Origin of the sequence: Mycobacterium vicinigordonae, assembly GCF_013466425.1 — a bacterium.
Taxonomy (GTDB): Bacteria; Actinomycetota; Actinomycetes; order Mycobacteriales; family Mycobacteriaceae; genus Mycobacterium; species Mycobacterium vicinigordonae.
In genome coordinates this window covers 6,096,567-6,115,764 of sequence record NZ_CP059165.1, presented here as the reverse complement: position 1 = coordinate 6,115,764, position 19,198 = coordinate 6,096,567, and the positions used below count along the sequence as shown (strand labels likewise).

Below are 19,198 nucleotides of genomic sequence, written 5' to 3'. Positions count from 1 at the left end.
CGCCGGCCGGTTGTGCGGGCCGGGCGTGACTCTGCGGTGCCGTCAGGGGACAGGCTTTCAGGCCGATTAAATGCGCCGAAGCGGGCCTAAACGGGCGGGGCTTCCGTGGCCGCAGCGGGGATGGCCGCAGCGGCACCAGGAACCGCAGCCGCCGCGCCAGGTAGCGCCGCCGCGGCACCGGGTACGGCAGCCGCCGCACCGGGAAGCGCCGCCGCCGCACCGGGCAGAGCGCCCGCCGCGCCTGGCAGAGCGCCCGCCGCGCCCGGCACTGTGGCCGCTGCGGCGGGAATGCCGGCAACCGACGGGAGCGCCGGCGTTGCGCCGGCGGCAGCCCCCGGAGCACCCGCGGCCCCGCCTTGGACACCCTGCATGATCGCCGGCATGACCAGGCCCTTGAGCAGGTCAATCGCCTGGCTGGCACCCAGCTGGTTCGCTGCCTGCATGAGGTCGCTGACCAGTCCACCGCCACCGCCACTGCCGCCGGACCCGGCCGCTACCGGCGATAAGCCGGTTCCGCCGCCGAGCCCGGAAGTGTCACCCAGGATCGGGTAGGTGCCGTCGGCACCCGGATCCAAGCCGGCCGCAGGAGCGGTGATCGGCACCTCACCGGTGCCGGCGGCCGGAGTCAGCCCGGCCGTTCCGGGGGTCACCCCCGTCGGGCTGGTGAGTCCGGGGTTGCTCAGCGCCGGGTTGACTCCCGCACCCGTCGGGGACAACGCGGTGCCCGGTGAGGTCAGCGCTCCGGGGGTGGACGGCGTCAGGCCGGGGGTGGCCAGACCCGGGGTGGTGCCTAGGCCGGTGCCGCCGAGGCCGGGGCTGGCCAGGCTCGGGCTGGTGCCCAGGCCGGTAGTCCCCAGTCCGGTGCTCGCACCGCTGGTGCCGCCCAAGGCCGGAACCGGTGGCAGGTTCACCCCGAATTGCGATAGTCCCTGCGACAGCGCGGAAATTAACTCGTTCGGCAGGTCGGCCACGCTGGCTGCCCGCTTGAACTCGTGGTGCTCCACGGGTTTGGTGTCGGCGGTCGAGTCGTAAACAAGAAAGTAGGCGCACGGACTTGCGACTGCCAGGGCGGCGACCGCGCTCATGGCTGTCGACAGCTTGCGTCGGCGTCGGTTCGGCACGAAAGTCTCCTCAATCTGGACTACTCGGGTGTGGGCGCGAAACCCACATGACCGATGGTACGAGTGAGAATGGTGTGACTAGTGTGGCGATATCGAATCGTGAGGTGAGTGGATCCCAGGTGTGACGTTGCACCGACATATTGAGTTGCGGTCCGCTCGTACCTGGTGAAACCTGGTCCCGCGCGACCCGCCAAAACAGGTTTTGGCGGCAAGGTCGGATACCCTAGGCAACCGATGACCGCGCGTTTCGACCCCCACGATCGTTTCGACCTCTTCGTCGTCGGCTCCGGATTTTTCGGTCTGACGATTGCCGAGCGTGTGGCTACCCAGCTCGACAAGCGGGTTCTTGTCGTCGAGCGGCGGCCACACATCGGCGGTAACGCCTATTCCGAACCCGAGCCGCGAACCGGGATCGAGGTGCACAAGTACGGTGCGCACCTTTTCCATACCTCCAATAAGAAGGTGTGGGACTACGTCCGGCAGTTCACCGACTTCACCGGCTACCAACACCGGGTCTTCGCAATGCACAACGGGCAGGCCTACCAGTTCCCGATGGGCCTGGGTTTGGTGGCGCAGTTCTTCGGCCGCTACTACTCCCCGGAGGAAGCACGCAAGCTGATCGCCGAGCAGGCGGCCGAGATCAACAGTGCTGATGCACAGAACTTCGAAGAGAAGGCGATATCGCTGATCGGCCGGCCGCTCTACGAGGCGTTCATGAAGCACTACACGGCCAAGCAGTGGCAGACCGACCCCAAGGAGCTACCGGCGGCCAACATCACGCGGCTGCCGGTGCGCTACACATTCGACAACCGGTACTTCAACGACACCTACGAGGGCCTGCCGGTACACGGCTATACCGCTTGGCTGCAGAACATGGCCGCCGACAACCGCATCGAGGTCCGGCTAGACACCGACTGGTTCGACGTCCGCGACGACCTGCGCGCCGCGAATCCGGATGCACCCGTGGTGTACACCGGGCCGCTGGACCGCTACTTCGACTACGCCGAAGGCCGGCTCGGGTGGCGCACCCTGGACTTCGAGCTCGAGGTGCTCGAGGACCGCGGCGACTTCCAAGGGACCCCGGTGATGAACTACAACGACGCCGACGTCCCATACACCCGGATACACGAATTCCGCCACTTCCACCCCGAGCGTGACTATCCGACCGACAAGACGGTGATCATGCGCGAGTACTCCAGGTTCGCCGAAGACGACGACGAGCCCTACTATCCGATCAATACCGAGGCCGACCGCGCCCTGTTGGCCGCCTACCGGGCCAGGGCGAAGTCCGAGACCGCGGCAGCGAAGGTGCTGTTCGGCGGCCGCTTGGGCACCTACCAATACCTGGATATGCATATGGCAATCGCCAGCGCTTTGAGCATGTACGACAACGTCCTCGCGCCGCACTTGACGGACGGCGCTCCGCTCGAGGGAGCCCCGGCATGACCGCGGTGAGCCTGCTGTCCCGCATCATCCTGCCGCGCCCGGGCGAGCCGCTGGACGTGCGCAAGCTATACCTGACCGAGTCGACCACCAACGCCCGGCGGGCGCACGCGGCCAGCCGCACCTCGCTGCAGATCGGCGCCGAGTCCGAGGTGTCGTTCGCGACTTACTTCAACGCTTTCCCGGCCAGCTACTGGCGGCGCTGGTCGATCTGCGGCTCGGTGGTGCTGCGAGTCGAGCTGACCGGGGCCGGTCGCGTGGACGTCTACCGGACCAAGGCCACCGGCGCGCGCATCTTCGTCGAGGGCCGCGGCTTCGCCGGCACCGACGACGCCCCGGAAACCCTCGAGATCGAGGTGGGCCTGGGTCCGTTCGAGGACGGCGGCTGGATCTGGTTCGACATCACCACCGACACAAAGGTGACCCTGCTCGGTGGCGGGTGGTACGCGCCTATCCCCGCGCCGGGCACCGCCAACGTCGCCGTGGGCATACCGACGTTCAACCGACCCGCCGACTGCGCCAACGCACTGCGCGAACTTACCGCCGACCCACTCGTCGACGAGGTAATCGGCGCGGTGATCGTGCCGGATCAGGGCACCCGTAAGGTGCGCGACCACCCGGACTTTCCGGCGGCCGCAGAGCGATTGGGTGCCCGGCTCTCCATCCACGACCAGCCCAACCTCGGTGGCTCCGGCGGCTACAGCCGGGTGATGTACGAGGCGCTGAAAAACACCGACTGCCAACAGATCCTGTTCATGGACGACGACATCCGCATCGAACCGGACTCCATCCTGCGGGTGCTGGCAATGAGCCGGTTCGCCAAGTCCCCGATGCTGGTGGGTGGGCAGATGCTCAACCTGCAGGAGCCGTCGCACCTGCACATCATGGGCGAGGTGGTGGACCGGTCGAACTTCATGTGGACCGCAGCCGCGCACGCCGAGTACGACCACGACTTCGCCGAATATCCGCTCAACGACAAAGAGGACAAGAGCAAGCTGCTGCACCGGCGCATCGACGTTGATTACAACGGCTGGTGGACTTGCATGATCCCGCGGCAGGTCGCCGAGGAGCTGGGTCAGCCGTTGCCGCTTTTCATCAAGTGGGACGACGCCGACTACGGGCTGCGGGCCGCCGAGCACGGCTACCCGACCGTCACGCTGCCCGGCGCCGCGATCTGGCACATGGCCTGGAGCGACAAGGACGACGCGATCGACTGGCAGGCCTATTTCCATCTGCGTAACCGCTTGGTAGTCGCCGCGTTGCACTGGGACGGTGACGTCTCTGGGTTAGTCCGCAGCCATCTCAAGGCCACGCTGAAACACCTTGCCTGCCTTGAGTATTCAACGGTGGAGATCCAGAACCGGGCGATCGACGACTTCTTGGCCGGACCCGAGCACATCTTCTCCATCCTGGAATCGGCGTTGCCGGAAGTGCATCGTCTGCGCAAGTCCTACCCGGACGCGGTGGTGCTGCCGGCAGCCAGCGAGCTCCCGGCGCCGTTGCACAGGAACAGGGTGATGAAGCCGCCGGTGAATCCGGTGGTGATCGGCTACCGGCTGGCCCGCGGTGTCCTGCACAACCTCAAAGCCGCCAACCCGGTCAACCACGAACGGCCGGAGTACAACGTGCCGACTCAGGACGCCCGCTGGTTCCGGTTGTGCACGGTCGACGGCGTGACGGTGACAACGGCCGACGGATGCGGCGTCGTCTACCGTCAGCGCGACCGGACCAAGATGTTCACGTTGCTGACCCAGTCGCTGCGTCGGCAGCGTCAGCTGACCCGGCGCTTCGAGGAGATGCGCCGGGTGTACCGCGAGGCGCTTCCGGTGCTGTCCAGCAAGCAGAAGTGGGAGACGGTGCTGCTGCCGGCAGCTGGCGCGGCATCGCAAGAGTCCAGACATGGCTGACGCACTTCCGTCGGAGGAGCCGCCGTCCGGCGAAGTCGCCGCGATGGTGGCGGTCCAGGCCGCGCTGGCCGACCGTCCGGGGGTGCTCACCGTGGCGCGCGCGCTATCTCATTTTGGTGAGCACAGCATCGGCTGGATCGTCGTCGCGCTGTTTGGTGCCGTGCTGTCGCCTCGGCGGCGCCGGGAGTGGCTGGTGGCGGGGGCCGGCGCCTTTGTGGCGCATGCCGCGGCCGTGTTGGTCAAGCGTGTGGTGCGCCGGAAAAGGCCCCACCACCCGGCCATCGAGGTCAATGTCGGCACCCCCAGCCAGCTCAGCTTCCCCTCGGCGCATGCCACCTCCACGACGGCCGCGGCGATGCTGATGGGCCGGGCGTTGGGCCCAAGAAGGGGTCTCCCACTTCCCCTGGTGCTGGTTGCGCCCATGGCGTTGTCGCGGATCCTGCTGGGCGTGCATTACCCCAGCGATGTGGCGGCCGGAGTCGCGTTAGGTGCGGGGGTTGCCGGCATAGCCGTCCGGGCGGACGGCGCGGCCCGAAAGAGGTGGAAGCGATGAGTGGCGACGTGGCCGAGCAGGCCGAGAAGCCGGCCAAAGTGTTAGGGCCGCCGAGCAACTTGTTGACCGGGGTGATCAAGGCGATCCGTCCGCGGCAGTGGGTGAAGAACGTGCTGGTGCTCGCCGCGCCGCTGGCCGCGGCCGGACGGGGCAGCCATTATGACTTCGCCAAGCTGGCGACCGAGGTCGCTGTCGCCTTCACGGTGTTCAGCCTGGCGGCGTCGGCGATATACCTGGTCAACGACGTCCGCGATGTCGAGGCCGACCGAGAGCATCCCACCAAGAGGTTCCGCCCGATCGCCGCCGGAGTCGTGCCCGAATGGCTGGCGTATCTGCTGGCTGTGCTGCTGGGCTCGGCTTCGCTGGTCCTTTCCTGGCTGCTGACACCGAACCTGGCGGTGGTGATGGCGGTGTACCTCGCCATGCAACTCGCCTACTGCTTCGGCCTCAAGCACCAGGCGGTGCTCGACGTGTGCATCGTGTCGTCGGCGTATCTGATCCGGGCCATCGCCGGCGGTGCGGCCACCAATACCCATCTGTCCCAATGGTTTCTGCTGACGGCGGCCTTTGGCTCGCTGTTCATGGTGGCCGGTAAGCGCTATGCCGAGCTGCAGTTGGCCGAGCGCACCGGGGCCCAGATCCGCAAGTCGCTGGAAAGTTACACGAGCACCTACCTCCGTTTCGTCTGGACGATGTCGGCCACCGCCGTGGTGGTGTGTTACGGGCTGTGGGCCTTCGAGCGTGACGGCGCCAAGGGCTCGTGGTACGCGGTGTCGATGATCCCGTGGACGATCGCCATCCTGCGCTACGCGGTGGACGTCGACGGCGGGCTGGCTGGGGAGCCCGAGGACATCGCGCTGCGCGACCGCGTTCTGCAATTGCTAGCGCTGGCGTGGATCGCAACAGTGGGTGCTGCTGTTGCTTTCGGCTAGTCAACGACTCAAGGCGCTGCAAGCGGCGGCACGGCAGGTGGGAACACGCCGACCGGCGGTCCGTCGCGTCAAGTGGCCGGCATTTCCCTTCGGGATGATGACCCGGATCAGCCTGTGGGTCAGCGTGGCGGTGATCGCGACGCTGTTCGGCTGGGGTGCCTGGCAGCGCCGCTGGATCGCCGACGACGGGCTGATCGTGCTGCGCACGGTGCGTAACCTGCTGGCCGGCAATGGGCCGGTTTTCAACGCCGGCGAACGGGTCGAGGCGAACACCTCGACCGTTTGGACCTATCTGCTCTACGTCGGCAGCTGGGTGGGCGGACCCCTGCGATTGGAGTATGTGGCACTCGCCGTCGCCCTGACGCTGTCGGTGCTCGGTGTGGTGCTGCTGATGTTGGGTACTGCGCGGCTGTTCGCACCGAGCCTGCGAACTCGTCGCGCCGTCATGCTGCCCGCCGGAGCGCTGGTTTACATCGCGGTCCCGCCGGCACGCGACTTCGCCACCTCGGGTCTGGAAAGCGGTCTGGTGCTGGCATACCTGGGTCTGCTGTGGTGGATGATGGTTTGCTGGGCGCAGCCGCTGCGGGTCCGGCCGCAGAGCCAGGCGTTCATTGTCGCGTTGGCTTTCGTGGCGGGCTGCAGCGTGCTGGTGCGGCCCGAGTTGGCGCTGATCGGCGGTGCTGCGCTGGTGATGATGCTGATCGCGGCGCGCGGTTGGCGGCGCCGGGCGCTGATCGTGCTGGCGGGGGGTCTGTTGCCGGTCGCATACCAGATCTTCCGGATGGGCTACTACGGCTTGCTGGTGCCCGGGACGGCCCTGGCCAAGGACGCGGCGGGCGACAAGTGGGCGCAGGGAATGATCTATTTGTCCAACTTCAACCAGCCGTACTTGCTGTGGGTCCCGGTGGTGCTGTTGGTGCCACTGGGGATCGTGCTGATGCTGATGCGGCGGCGGCCGTCGTTCCTGCGTCCCACGCTGGCGCCCGACTATGGCCGGGTGGCCCGGTCGGTGCAGAGCCCGACAGCCGTGGTGGTCTGGATGCTCGTCAGCGGTCTCTTGCAGGCGCTGTACTGGATCCGTCAGGGCGGCGACTTCATGCACGGCCGCGTGCTGCTAGCGCCGTTGTTCTGTTTGCTGGCGCCGATCGCGGTGATCCCGGTGCTTATCCCGGACGGAAAGGACTTCAGCCGCGAGACCGGCTACTGGCTGGCCGGCGCGGTGAGTGCGCTGTGGCTGGGCCTCGCGGGATGGTCGTTGTGGGCGGCGAACTCGCCAGGGATGGGCGACGACGCCACGCACGTCACCTATACCGGGATCGTCGATGAACGCCGCTTCTACGCCCAGGCCACCGGCCGGGCGCACCCGCTGACCGCTGCGGACTACCTCGATTACCCGCGGATGGCAGCGGTCCTGGTGGCACTCAACAACACCCCGCAGGGTGCGCTGCTGCTGCCGTCGGGCAATTACACCCAGTGGGATTTGGTACCGATGATCCCGCCGGGCAGCGCACCGGGCATCCCCGGCGACCTCAAGCCGCAGCACACGGTGTTCTTCACCAACCTGGGCATGGTGGGCATGAACGTGGGTCTCAACGTGCGGGTGATCGACCAGATCGGCTTGGCGAACCCACTGGCCGCGCACACCGAACGGTTGAAACACGGCCGCATCGGCCACGACAAGAACCTGTTCCCCGACTGGGTGGTGGCTGACGGGCCGTGGGTGAAGTGGCCGCCCGGCATCCCCGCCTACCTCGACCAACAGTGGGTGGCCGAAGCCGAGGCCGCCCTGAAGTGCCCCGCGACCCAGGCGGTGCTCAACTCCGTCCGCGCGCCCATGACGCTGCGCCGATTCGTGTCCAACGTGCTGCACGCCTATGAGTTCACCCAATATCGGATCGACCGGATTCCGCTCAACGAACTCATCAAGTGCGGCCTCGAGGTGCCGCGACTGCCACCGGCCCCGCCCCGGGACTGAAGTTGAACGTCCGCCAAATCCCGACGAAATTTTTTTCCGCCGTACCAGAACCGGTGCTCACCGCCGCCGGAGCCGGACTGCCAGCAACTTCACATCTGAGCTGTCACCAGCGAGCCACCCGTTATCGGCACATGCGGAAACGCCTTCCCCGGACGGGGTTTCAGCAGTGTCAATAAGACCGAAACCCGGGCCGATAGCGCCGTGAGCGACGTCCCGGGGGAGAACGGGTGCCGCAACGTATGGTTCACTAAACGAGCACTGCAGCGCCGCGTGCGTGCAGTCTGACCCAATTCGGGACGCGCCCCCAAGCACAACGATGCGTAAGGATGTGCCCACAAGGATGAGGATGAGGAAGCAAGGATGAAGCTTGTTGACAGGTTTCGTGGCGCCGTGACAGGTATGCCGCGCCGACTCATGGTGGGAGCCGTAGGTGCGGCCCTGCTATCGGGTCTGGTCGGCGTCGTCGGCGGCTCGGCGACCGCGGGTGCCTTCTCGCGGCCTGGCCTGCCGGTGGAGTACCTGCAGGTACCCTCCGCGGCGATGGGCCGCAACATCAAGGTCCAGTTCCAGAGCGGTGGGGCCAACGCGCCCGCGCTGTACCTGCTCGACGGCATGCGTGCCCAGGAGGACTACAACGGCTGGGACATCAACACCCCGGCATTCGAGTGGTACCTGCAGTCCGGTTTGGCCGTGGTCATGCCGGTCGGCGGGCAGTCCAGCTTCTACTCCGACTGGTACAACCCGGCCTGCGGTAAGGCCGGCTGCACCACCTACAAGTGGGAGACCTTCCTGACCAGTGAGCTGCCCGCCTACCTGGCGGCCAACAAGCAGGTCAAGCCGACCGGCAGTGCCGCGGTTGGTCTGTCGATGGCTGGTTCGTCCGCGCTGATCCTGGCCGCCTACCACCCCGAGCAGTTCATCTATGCCGGCTCGCTGTCGGCGCTGCTCGACCCGTCCCAGGCGATGGGGCCGTCGCTGATTGGCCTGGCCATGGGCGACGCCGGTGGCTACAAGGCCTCCGACATGTGGGGTCCCAAGGACGACCCGGCGTGGCAGCGCAACGACCCGTCGCTGCAGGTCGGCCGACTGGTCTCGAACAACACCCGCATCTGGATCTACTGCGGTAACGGCAAGCCGTCCGAGCTGGGTGGCGACAACCTGCCGGCCAAGTTCCTGGAAGGCTTCGTTCGCGACAGCAACCTGAAGTTCCAGCAGGCCTACACCAGCGCCGGTGGCCACAACGCTACGTTCAACTTCGACGCCAACGGCACGCACAGCTGGGAGTACTGGGGCCAGCAGCTCAACGCGATGAAGGGCGACCTGCAGTCGACGCTGGGGGCCACCCCCGGCGCCGGGCCTGCCACCGCAGCAGCCCCCGCGCAGGGCCAGGGCACCTAGTCACCGCTAGGCGTTCACAGCACAACGCAACGGACGGCGGCGACCCCATGGGGTCGCCGCCGTTTGTTATTGGCTCGTAAGCGCCTCTTTATCCTGCCGATATGGGTGTGGTTAGCTACCTCTCGGGCCAGATTGTTGCCGGGGCCTGTCACAGGGGCGGTAGTTGACACGATGGAGGTGCACATGAGGGGTCTGTCGGTGCTGCTGCGACTGCTCTGCGTCGGCGCGCTGGCGATCACGCTCGGCGTGATCGTGGGGATACCGTCGGGGTCCACGGGCACCGCGAAGGCCGCCCCGTACGAGACCCTGATGGTGCCTTCGGCCGCGATGGGCCGCGACATCCCGGTGGCGTTCCTGGCCGGCGGGCCGCACGCGGTGTATCTGCTGGACGCCGCCGACGCCGGCCCCGACGTGAGCAACTGGGTTACCGCTGGCAACGCGATGAACACGCTGGGTGGCAAGGGGATCTCGGTGGTCGCCCCCGCCGGCGGTGCGTACAGCATGTACACGAACTGGGAGCAGGACGGCAGCAAGCAGTGGGACACCTTCCTGTCCAGTGAGCTGCCCGACTGGCTGGCCGCCAACAGGGGCCTGGCCCCCGGCGGACACGGTGTCGTCGGCGCCTCGCAGGGCGGTTACGCCGCCATGGCGCTGGCCGCATTCCACCCGGATCGGTTTGGCTTTGCGGGGTCGCTGTCCGGCTTCCTGTACCCGTCGGAAACCTTCACCAACGGCGCGATCCTGGCGGGACTGCAGCAGTTCGGAGGGGTGGACGGCAACGGCATGTGGGGAGCCCCACAGCTGGGCCGCTGGAAGTGGCACGACCCGTGGGTGCACGAGGCGCTGCTGGCGCAGAACAACACGAGGGTGTGGGTGTGGAGCCCCACCACCGGTGCCTCCAGCAATCCCGCCGCCATGCTGGGCGCTGGGGACGCGGCGATGGGCACCAGCAGGTCCTTCTACCAGCATTATCGTGAGGTCGGCGGCCACAACGGCCACTTCGATTTCCCGGGCGGCGGCGACAACGGCTGGGGCTCGTGGGCCGGCCAGCTGGGCGCCATGTCCGGCGACATCGTCGGCGCCATCCGCTGACCGGGCGCCCGCGTCGCCTGGATAGCACGCCGCGACGGGCCGGTACCGTATAAGGAGCGCAGTAGCGGGTCTGGCTAGTACGGACGTGTCGCTGTGCGGGTGACTCAGGGCGCGACGGTGCGCTTATCGCCCAGCCCATTCACCAGGGACCCGCCGGGCTTCCTACCGGACTGTGTTAGCAGGAGAACATGGCCAACACCACCCGCCGCAAGCGGCAACGACGACTGGCCTGGCTGGCGGCCGCCTCGATGGCCTTGGCGGTGACCATGGTCATCATTGCTGCGGTGACGCTGTTGCGTGACCGCGGCACCGCACCCAGCGCGGTGCCCCCCGGAGTGCTGCCGCCGGGTCCCTCGCCCAGCTCACAACACAAGAAGCCGCGGCCGGCGTCCCAGGACGCCTCTTGCCCCGACGTGCAGTTGGTGTCGATTCCGGGAACCTGGGAGTCCTGGCCGACGCAAGACCCGCTGAACCCGGTGCAGTTTCCGAAGGCGTTGTTGCTCAACGTGACCGGTCCGATCAGGCAGCAGTTCGACCAGTCCCGGGTAGAGACCTACACCGTCCCCTACACAGCGCAGTTCCGGAACCCGCTGAGTGCCGACGACCAGATGAGCTATAACGACAGCCGCGCGGAGGGCACCCGGGCGACTGTCAAGGCGATCACCGACATGAATAACAAGTGCCCGCTCACCAGCTACGTGATCATCGGATTCTCGCAGGGCGCGGTGATCGGCGGTGACGTCGCCAGCGACATCGGCAACGGTCGCGGGCCCGTCGACGAGGATCTGGTGCTGGGAGTGACGTTGATCGCCGACGGCCGCCGCGAGGGCGGGGTAGGTAACAACATCCCGCCGACACCGCCCGGCGTAGGGGCGGAGGTGACCTTGCATGAGGTACCGGTGCTGGCCGGACTCGGCCTGACCATGACCGGCGCGCGACCAGGAGGATTCGGAGCGCTGGATGCCCGGACCAACGAAATTTGCGCCGAGGGAGATCTGATCTGTGCGGCGCCTAAGGAGGCGTTCAGCCCCGCGAATCTGCCCACCACGTTGAACACTCTGGCCGGTGGCGCGGGCCAACCCATCCATGCGTTGTACGCCACAACCGACTTCTGGAGCTCCGACGGACAGTCGGCCACCCAATGGACGTTGAACTGGGCACATGGGGTGCTGGACAAGGCCCCGCACCCCAAACACGGGTGACTTACCCGGACACAGCGCCCAGTGCGGCGGTTGCCGCTGCGATGAGGCGTACCTTGTGATTTGGTCTGCCGCTCAGCGACCCTTAACATTAAGAAAAAATTAAGAGCAAGTGGTTTGTCCGCGCGGGGCGAAACCGACAACGACCAGCTCCTCGTCCGGAGCGGTTCGGTGCCGGATTGCGCGCGGGCTTGCGCCCGGCGTGAGCCGGTCGCGTCGGGAATACCCACCGAGGTGAACCGAAAACCAGTGAGCTTGGCAACAGGAGAGAGGGCGCATGGCCTACCACAACCCGTTCATCGTCAACGGCAAGATCAAGTTCCCGCAGAACACCAACTTGGTCCGTCACGTCGAGAAGTGGGCGAAGGTTCGTGGCGACAAGCTGGCGTACCGGTTCCTGGACTACTCCACCGAACGCGACGGCATCGAACGCGACATCCTCTGGTCGGAGTTCAGCGCCCGCAACCGGGCCGTGGGTGCCCGACTGCAGCAGGTCACCCAGCCCGGTGACCGCATCGCCATCCTGTGCCCCCAGAACCTGGACTATCTGATCTCTTTCTTCGGCGCGCTGTACTCGGGCCGGATCGCCGTACCGCTGTTCGACCCGGCCGAACCCGGCCACGTCGGCCGACTGCACGCCGTGCTCGACGACTGCACGCCCTCGACGATCCTGACCACCACCGAATCCGCCGAGGGAGTGCGCAAGTTCATCCGGGCCCGTTCGGTGAAGGAGCGGCCCCGCGTGATCGCGGTCGACGCGGTGCCCAACGAGGTGGCCACCACCTGGCAGGAGCCGGTCGCCGACGAGACCACCATTGCCTACCTGCAGTACACCTCCGGCTCCACCCGCACCCCGACCGGCGTGCAGATCACCCATCTGAACCTGCCCACAAACGTGTTGCAGACGCTGGTCGCGCTGGAGGGTAACGAAGGTGACCGCGGCCTGAGTTGGCTGCCGTTCTTCCACGACATGGGCCTGATCACCGCGCTATGTGCACCGGTGCTTGGCCAGAGCTTCACCTTCATGACCCCCGCGGCGTTCGTGCGGCGGCCCGGGCGCTGGATCCGCGAACTTGCCCGCAAGCCCGGCGAGACCGGCGGCGTCTACTCGGCCGCACCCAACTTTGCGTTCGAGCACGCCGCGGTGCGCGGCGTGCCCAAGGAGGGTGAGCCGCCGCTGGACCTGAGCAACGTCAAGGGCATCCTCAACGGCAGCGAGCCCGTGTCGCCGGCCTCGATGCGCAAGTTCTTCAAAGCATTCGAGCCTTACGGCCTCAAGCCCACGGCAGTCAAGCCTTCTTACGGATTGGCGGAGGCGACGCTGTTCGTCTCGACCACACCGATGGACCAAGAACCCAGGATCATCCACGTCGACCGCGACGAGCTGAACAACCAGCGTTTCGTCGAGGTCGCCGCCGACGCGCCCAACGCGGTCGCACAGGTTTCGGCGGGCAAGGTCGGCGTCGACGAGTGGGCGGTCATCGTCGATGCCGACTCGGCCAGCGAGTTGCCGGACGGACAGATCGGCGAGATCTGGCTGCACGGCAACAACCTCGGTGTCGGCTACTGGGGCAAGGAAGCAGAGACCAGCGACGTCTTCAAGAACATCCTCAAGTCCCGGGTCGCCGAGTCGCACGCCGAGGGAGCACCGGACGACGGGATGTGGGTGCGCACCGGCGACTTCGGCACCTACCACGATGGCCACCTCTACATCGCGGGCCGGATCAAAGACCTGGTCATCATCGACGGCCGCAACCATTACCCGCAGGACCTGGAGTACACCGCCCAGGAAGCCAGCAAGGCGTTGCGGGTGGGCTATGTCGCGGCCTTCTCGGTACCCGCCAACCAGCTACCGCAGAAGGTGTTCGACGACCCGCACGCCGGTCTGGCCGCCGACCCCGACGACACCTCCGAACAGCTGGTGATCGTCGCCGAGCGTGCCGCCGGCGCGCATAAGCTGGAATACCAGCCGATTGCCGACGACATCCGCGCGGCCATCGCCGTGGGGCACGGCGTAACCGTGCGCGACGTGCTGCTGGTGCAGGCCGGCTCGATTCCGCGCACCTCCAGCGGCAAGATCGGTCGCCGCGCCTGCCGCACGGCCTACATCGACGGCAGTTTGCGCAGCGGCGTTAGTTCGCCGACGGCCTTCGCCACCTAGGAATGAAGCCGGGAATGACCCCCGGGACTGAACCCGGCCTGAAACAAGACTGAACAAGGTAACTATGTCTGAGATCGAGAATTCCCAGGAGAACCTGCCCGCCAAGACGACAAGCAACGAGGGCATCACAACTGTCCCCGAGATGCGCCGCTGGCTGCGTGAATGGGTGGGCAAGGCGGTCGGGAAGTCGCCGGACTCGATCGACGAGTCGGTGCCGATGGTGGAGCTGGGCCTGGCGTCGCGTGATGCGGTGGCAATGGCCGCCGACATCGAGGACCTGACCGGCGTCACCCTGTCCGTCGCGGTCGCGTTCCAGCATCCGACCATCGAGTCGCTGGCGACTCGGATCATCGAGGGCGAACCCGAGGTACAAGAAGACGCCGCGGATGCCCTCGATTGGACACGCGCCGGACCGGCCGAGCGGGTGGATATCGCGGTTGTGGGCCTTTCCACCCGGTTGCCCGGCGACATGAACTCCCCGGCTGAGACGTGGCAGGCGCTGATGGAGGGCCGCGACGCCATCACCGACCTGCCCGATGGGCGCTGGTCGGAGTTCCTGGTCGAACCGCGGCTGGCCGAACGCGTCGGAAAGGCGCGCACCCGCGGCGGCTATCTGAAAGACATCAAGGGCTTCGACTCGGAGTTCTTCGCGGTCGCCAAGACCGAGGCCGACAACATCGACCCACAGCAGCGGATGGCGCTGGAGCTGACCTGGGAAGCACTCGAGAACGCGCGCATCCCGGCGTCGAGCCTGCGCGGCGAGTCGGTGGGCGTCTTCGTCGGCGTCACCAATAACGACTATGGCTTCCTAGCCATCTCGGACCCCAGCGTGGCCCACCCGTATGCGATCACCGGTAACTCGGGGGCGATCATCGCCAACCGGGTGTCCTACTTCTACGACTTCCGCGGCCCGTCGGTCATGGTCGACACCGCATGCTCTAGTTCGCTGGTCGCCATCCACCAGGCCGTGCAGGCGCTGCGCAACGGCGAAGCCGACGTGGCGGTGGCCGGCGGTGTCAACGCGTTGATCACGCCCGCGGTCACCCTCGGGTTCGACGAGATCGGCGCGGTGTTGGCGCCGGACGGCCGGATCAAATCATTCTCTTCGGACGCCGACGGCTACACCCGCTCTGAGGGCGCCGGGATGCTGGTGCTCAAACGCGTCGACGACGCCCGCCGCGACGGCGACCAGATTCTGGCCGTGATCGCCGGCACGGCCGTCAACCACGACGGCCGGTCCAACGGACTGATTGCCCCCAACCAGGACGCTCAGGCCGACGTGCTGCGCCGCGCCTACAAGGACGCCGGCATCGATCCCCGCACCGTCGACTACGTCGAGGCGCACGGCACCGGCACCATCCTGGGTGACCCGATCGAGGCCGAGGCGCTGGGCCGCGTGGTCGGCAAGGGCCGCCCCGCCGATCGGCCCGCGCTGCTGGGTGCGATCAAGACCAACATCGGCCACACCGAGGCGGCCGCCGGGGTGGCCAGCATGGCCAAGGTGGTGCTGGCTCTGCAGCACGACAAGCTGCCCCCGTCGATCAACTTCGCCGGCCCCAGCCCGTACATCGACTTCGACGCGATGCGGCTGAAGGTGGTCACCGAGCCCACCGACTGGCCGCGGTACGGCGGCTATGCGCTGGCCGGGGTGTCCAGCTTCGGCTTCGGTGGCGCAAACGCCCACGTGGTCGTGCGTGAGGTGCTGCCCCGCGATGTCATCGAGCGTGAGGTCGAGGTGGAAACGGCACCGCAGGCGGCGGTTGTCTCCGCCGGTGGCGATTTGGCCGAAGGTGCAGGCCACTCGCTGCGGTTCGACGAGTACGGCGAGATCCTCGCCGACGGCGCCGCACCCGTGGCGGAGCCGGCGTACGAGCTGCCCGGTGTCACCGAAGAAGCACTGGCGCTCAAGGAAGCAGCGCTGCAAGAGCTCGCGGCGCAGGAAGTCGCCGAGCCGCTCATTCCGCTGGTCGTCTCGGCGTTCCTGACCTCCCGGAAGAAGGCGGCCGCCGCCGAGCTGGCCGACTGGATGGAAAGCCCCGAGGGCCAGGCGTCCTCGCTGGAGTCGATTGGGCGCGCGCTGTCGCGGCGTAACCATGGGCGTTCCCGCGCGGTGGTGCTGGCCCACAACCACGAAGAGGCCGTCAAGGGTCTGCGTGCGGTTGCCGAAGGCAAGCAACGGCCCAACGTGTTCAGCGTCGACGGGCCGGTGACCAACGGCCCGGTATGGGTGATGGCCGGTTTCGGTGCGCAGCACCGCAAGATGGCCAAGAGCCTGTACTTGCGCAACGAGGTCTTCGCCGAATGGATCGAGAAGGTCGATGCGCTGATCCAGGACGAGCGCGGCTATTCGGTGCTCGAGCTGATCCTGGACGACTCGCACGAGTACGGCATCGAAACCAGCAACGTCACCATCTTCGCGATCCAGATCGCGCTCGGTGAACTGCTCAAGCACCACGGCGCCAAACCCGCCGCGGTGGTGGGTCAGTCGCTGGGCGAGCCCGCGTCGGCTTACTTCGCCGGCGGGTTGTCGCTGCGGGACGCGACCCGGGTGATTTGCTCGCGCTCGCACCTAATGGGCGAGGGTGAGGCGATGCTGTTCGGCGAGTACATCCGGTTCATGGCGATCGTCGAGTACTCCGCGGACGAGCTCAAGACGGTGTTCGCCGACTTCCCCGATCTGGAGGTGTGCGTTTACGCCGCGCCGAGCCAGACCGTCATCGGCGGGCCGCCGGAGCAAATCGACGCGATCGTCGCCCGCGCGGAGTCCGAGGGCAAGTTCGCCCGCAAGCTGCAGACCAAGGGCGCCGGGCACACGTCGCAGATGGATCCGCTGCTCGGTGAGTTCTCCGCCGAACTGCAGGGCATCAAGCCGCTGAGTCCGTCCGTCGGCATCTTCTCGACGGTGCACGAAGGCACATTCGTCAAGCCCGGCGGCGAGCCGATCCACGATGTGGAGTACTGGATGAAGGGGATGCGGCACTCGGTCTACTTCACCCACGGCATCCGCAACGCGGTGGACAGTGGGTACACCACGTTCCTGGAGTTGGCGCCCAACCCAGTAGCGCTGATGCAGGTGGGTCTGACCACCGCCGACGCGGGCCTGCATGATGCCCAGCTGATCGCGACGCTGGCCCGCAAGCAGGACGAGGTCGAGTCGATGATCTCGACAATGGCTCAGCTCTACGTGTACGGCCACGACCTGGATGTGCGGACGCTGTTCACCCGGGCATCTGGGCCCCAGGACTTTGCGGCTATTCCGCCGACCCGGTTCAAGCGCAAGGAGCACTGGCTCGACGCGCACTTCGCCGGTGACAGCTCGGTGCTGATGCCCGGTAGCCACGTCGCGTTGCCGGACGGCCGGCACGTGTGGGAGTACGCGCCGCGGGAGAAGACCGACCTCGCCGCGTTGGTACGGTCCGCCGCGACGACGGTCTTGCCCGATGCCGTGTTGACCGCCGCCGAGCAGCGCGCGGTGCCCGGCCTGGGTGCGCGTCTGGTGACGACGATGACGCGGCATCCCGGCGGGGCATCGGTGCAGGTGCACGCCCGCATCGAGGAGTCGTTCACGCTGATCTACGACGCGCTGGTGACCCGGGGTGGTACGGAATCGGTATTGCCGGTCGCTCAGGTGAGCTCCGGGACGGCGATCGCATCCGCCGAGGCCATGCCGGATGTCGCGGCAGCGGCACCGGAAGCCCACGACGATGACGCCGAAACGCTGGGCGACAGCCTCACCACCCGCTATATGCCGGCCGGCTTCACCAAGTGGTCACCGGAGTCTGGCGAGACGATCGCCGAACGGCTGGGGGCCATCGTCGGTGCGGCAATGGGCTACGAGCCCGAGGACCTGCCGTGGGAGGTGCCGCTGATCGAGCTGGGGTTGGACTCGCTGATGGCGGTGCGGATCAAGAACCGCGTCGAGTATGACTTCGACCTGCCCCCGATCCAGCTGACGGCGGTGCGTGACGCCAATCTGTACAACGTCGAGAAGCTGATCGAGTATGCGATCGAGCACCGCGACGAGGTCGAGGCGCTGCATGAGCACCAGAAGACGCAGACGGCCGAGGACATCGCGCGGGCGCAGGCAGAGTTGATTCACGCCAAGGCCGTCAAGGCTCCGGTTGAAGCGGCTCCCGCGCAGGCTCCGGCTGCCGAGGCGACCGCGGAGGTGCCTTCGGAGGCGCCCGCGCCGCCGCCGTCCGACGTGCCGATCCCGCCGCCGCCGACGAACCCTGCCGGCCCGGCGGCTAACGGCTCCAACGGTGAGCAGCCGAAGGCAGACCTCAAGGGCGCCGCCGAGGCACTCAACCAGGAGGCCGTGGCCAGGGCCCTGAACTCCGATGTGCCGCCGCGTGACGCGGCCGAACGGGTCGTCTTCGCCACGTGGGCGATCGTCACCGGCAAGTCCGCGGGCGGCATCTTCAACCCGCTGCCCAAACTGGACGACGAGAAGGCGGCCAAGATGGCGCAGCGGTTGTCCGAGCGCGCCGAAGGTCCGATCACCGCCGAAGACGTGCAGAGCTCGCAGAACATTGAGGCGCTGGCCGACAAGGTGCGCGGGTACCTGGAGGCCGGGGTGATCGACGGCTTCGTGCGCACCCTGCGCGCACGGCCGGAGGGCAGCACCAAGGCGCCGGTCTTTGTGTTCCACCCGGCCGGAGGTTCGACGGTGGTCTACGAGCCGCTGCTGGCCCGCCTGCCCGCGGACACCCCGATGTACGGTTTCGAACGAGTCGAGGGGTCGATCGAAGAGCGTGCCGCGCAGTACGTTCCGAAGCTGATCGAGATGCAGGGCGACGGGCCTTACATTCTGGTCGGCTGGTCGCTGGGTGGGGTGCTGGCCTACGCCTGCGCGATCGGACTCAAGCGACTGGGCAAAGACGTCCGGTTCGTCGGGCTGATCGACGCGGTGCGCGCCGGCGAGGAGATCCCGCAGACAAAGGAAGAGGTCCGCAAACGCTGGGACCGCTACGCCAAGTTCGCCGAGAAGACGTTCAACGTCACCGTTCCGCCGATCCCGTACGAGCAGCTCGAGGAGCTCGACGACGAGGGTCAGGTCCGGTTCGTGCTGGAGGCGGTGAGCCAGAGCGGGGTGCAGATTCCGGCCGGCATCATCGAGCACCAGCGGACGTCGTACCTGGACAACCGGGCGATCGACACCGCCGAGATCCAGCCGTTCGATGGGCATGTCACGCTCTACATGGCCGATCGCTACCATGACGACGCGATCATGTTCGAGCCACGGTATGCCGTCCGCAAACCGGACGGCGGCTGGGGTGAGTACGTTTCCGACCTCGAGGTCGTGCCGATCGGTGGTGAGCACATCCAGGCCATCGACGAGCCGATCATCGCCAAGGTGGGCGAACATATGAGTCGTGCCCTGGACAACATCGATGCCGCACGGACCAGTTAGGTAG

11 protein-coding genes are annotated in these 19,198 nt (G+C 67.1%); 10 read left to right on the top strand and 1 reads right to left on the bottom strand.

Features of this window, described 5'->3' with window-relative positions:
• Positions 1-86: 86 nt before the first annotated feature.
• Positions 87-1,121, bottom strand: a complete 1,035-nt coding sequence (locus H0P51_RS27490) for a PirG (protein WP_180915919.1) — start codon at positions 1,119-1,121, stop codon at positions 87-89.
• Between the two features lie 234 nt (positions 1,122-1,355).
• Here H0P51_RS27490 and glf point away from each other — a divergent pair, with 234 nt between their 5' ends.
• The 10 genes from glf to pks13 all read left to right on the top strand — a co-directional run bounded on the left by glf (position 1,356) and on the right by pks13 (position 19,194).
• Positions 1,356-2,567, top strand: coding sequence for a UDP-galactopyranose mutase (gene glf / locus H0P51_RS27485; protein WP_180915918.1), 1,212 nt, complete (start codon positions 1,356-1,358; stop codon positions 2,565-2,567).
• Entirely contained in the window at positions 2,564-4,471 is a 1,908-nt protein-coding gene (locus H0P51_RS27480; protein ID WP_180915917.1) for a glycosyltransferase, read from the top strand. Before glf ends, H0P51_RS27480 begins: the two co-directional genes overlap by 4 nt.
• Positions 4,464-5,024 carry a phosphatase PAP2 family protein gene (locus H0P51_RS27475; protein WP_180915916.1) on the top strand — a complete coding sequence of 187 codons (561 nt, stop codon included), beginning with the start codon at positions 4,464-4,466 and terminating at the stop codon, positions 5,022-5,024. Before H0P51_RS27480 ends, H0P51_RS27475 begins: the two co-directional genes overlap by 8 nt.
• Positions 5,021-5,956, top strand: a complete 936-nt coding sequence (locus tag H0P51_RS27470) for a decaprenyl-phosphate phosphoribosyltransferase (protein ID WP_180915915.1) — start codon at positions 5,021-5,023, stop codon at positions 5,954-5,956. Before H0P51_RS27475 ends, H0P51_RS27470 begins: the two co-directional genes overlap by 4 nt.
• Positions 5,957-6,050: 94 nt before the next feature.
• Positions 6,051-7,931, top strand: a complete 1,881-nt coding sequence (gene aftB / locus H0P51_RS27465; protein ID WP_281374065.1) for a terminal beta-(1->2)-arabinofuranosyltransferase — start codon at positions 6,051-6,053, stop codon at positions 7,929-7,931.
• 360 nt (positions 7,932-8,291) lie between these two features.
• Positions 8,292-9,329, top strand: coding sequence for a diacylglycerol acyltransferase/mycolyltransferase Ag85B (ag85B, locus tag H0P51_RS27460; protein ID WP_180915914.1), 1,038 nt, complete (start codon positions 8,292-8,294; stop codon positions 9,327-9,329).
• Positions 9,330-9,512: 183 nt separating this feature from the next.
• Positions 9,513-10,421 carry an esterase family protein gene (locus tag H0P51_RS27455; protein WP_180915913.1) on the top strand — a complete coding sequence of 303 codons (909 nt, stop codon included), beginning with the start codon at positions 9,513-9,515 and terminating at the stop codon, positions 10,419-10,421.
• Positions 10,422-10,609: 188 nt separating this feature from the next.
• The gene (gene culp6 / locus H0P51_RS27450; RefSeq protein ID WP_180915912.1) at positions 10,610-11,623 is read left to right on the top strand and encodes a carboxylesterase Culp6; all 1,014 of its coding nucleotides are present in this window, start codon (positions 10,610-10,612) and stop codon (positions 11,621-11,623) included.
• 274 nt (positions 11,624-11,897) lie between these two features.
• Positions 11,898-13,781, top strand: a complete 1,884-nt coding sequence (gene fadD32 / locus H0P51_RS27445; protein ID WP_180915911.1) for a long-chain-fatty-acid--AMP ligase FadD32 — start codon at positions 11,898-11,900, stop codon at positions 13,779-13,781.
• A gap of 64 nt (positions 13,782-13,845) precedes the next feature.
• A complete protein-coding gene (gene pks13 / locus H0P51_RS27440) occupies positions 13,846-19,194 on the top strand; it encodes a polyketide synthase Pks13 (RefSeq protein WP_180915910.1) in 5,349 nt (1,782 codons plus the stop codon).
• Positions 19,195-19,198 lie beyond the last annotated feature (4 nt).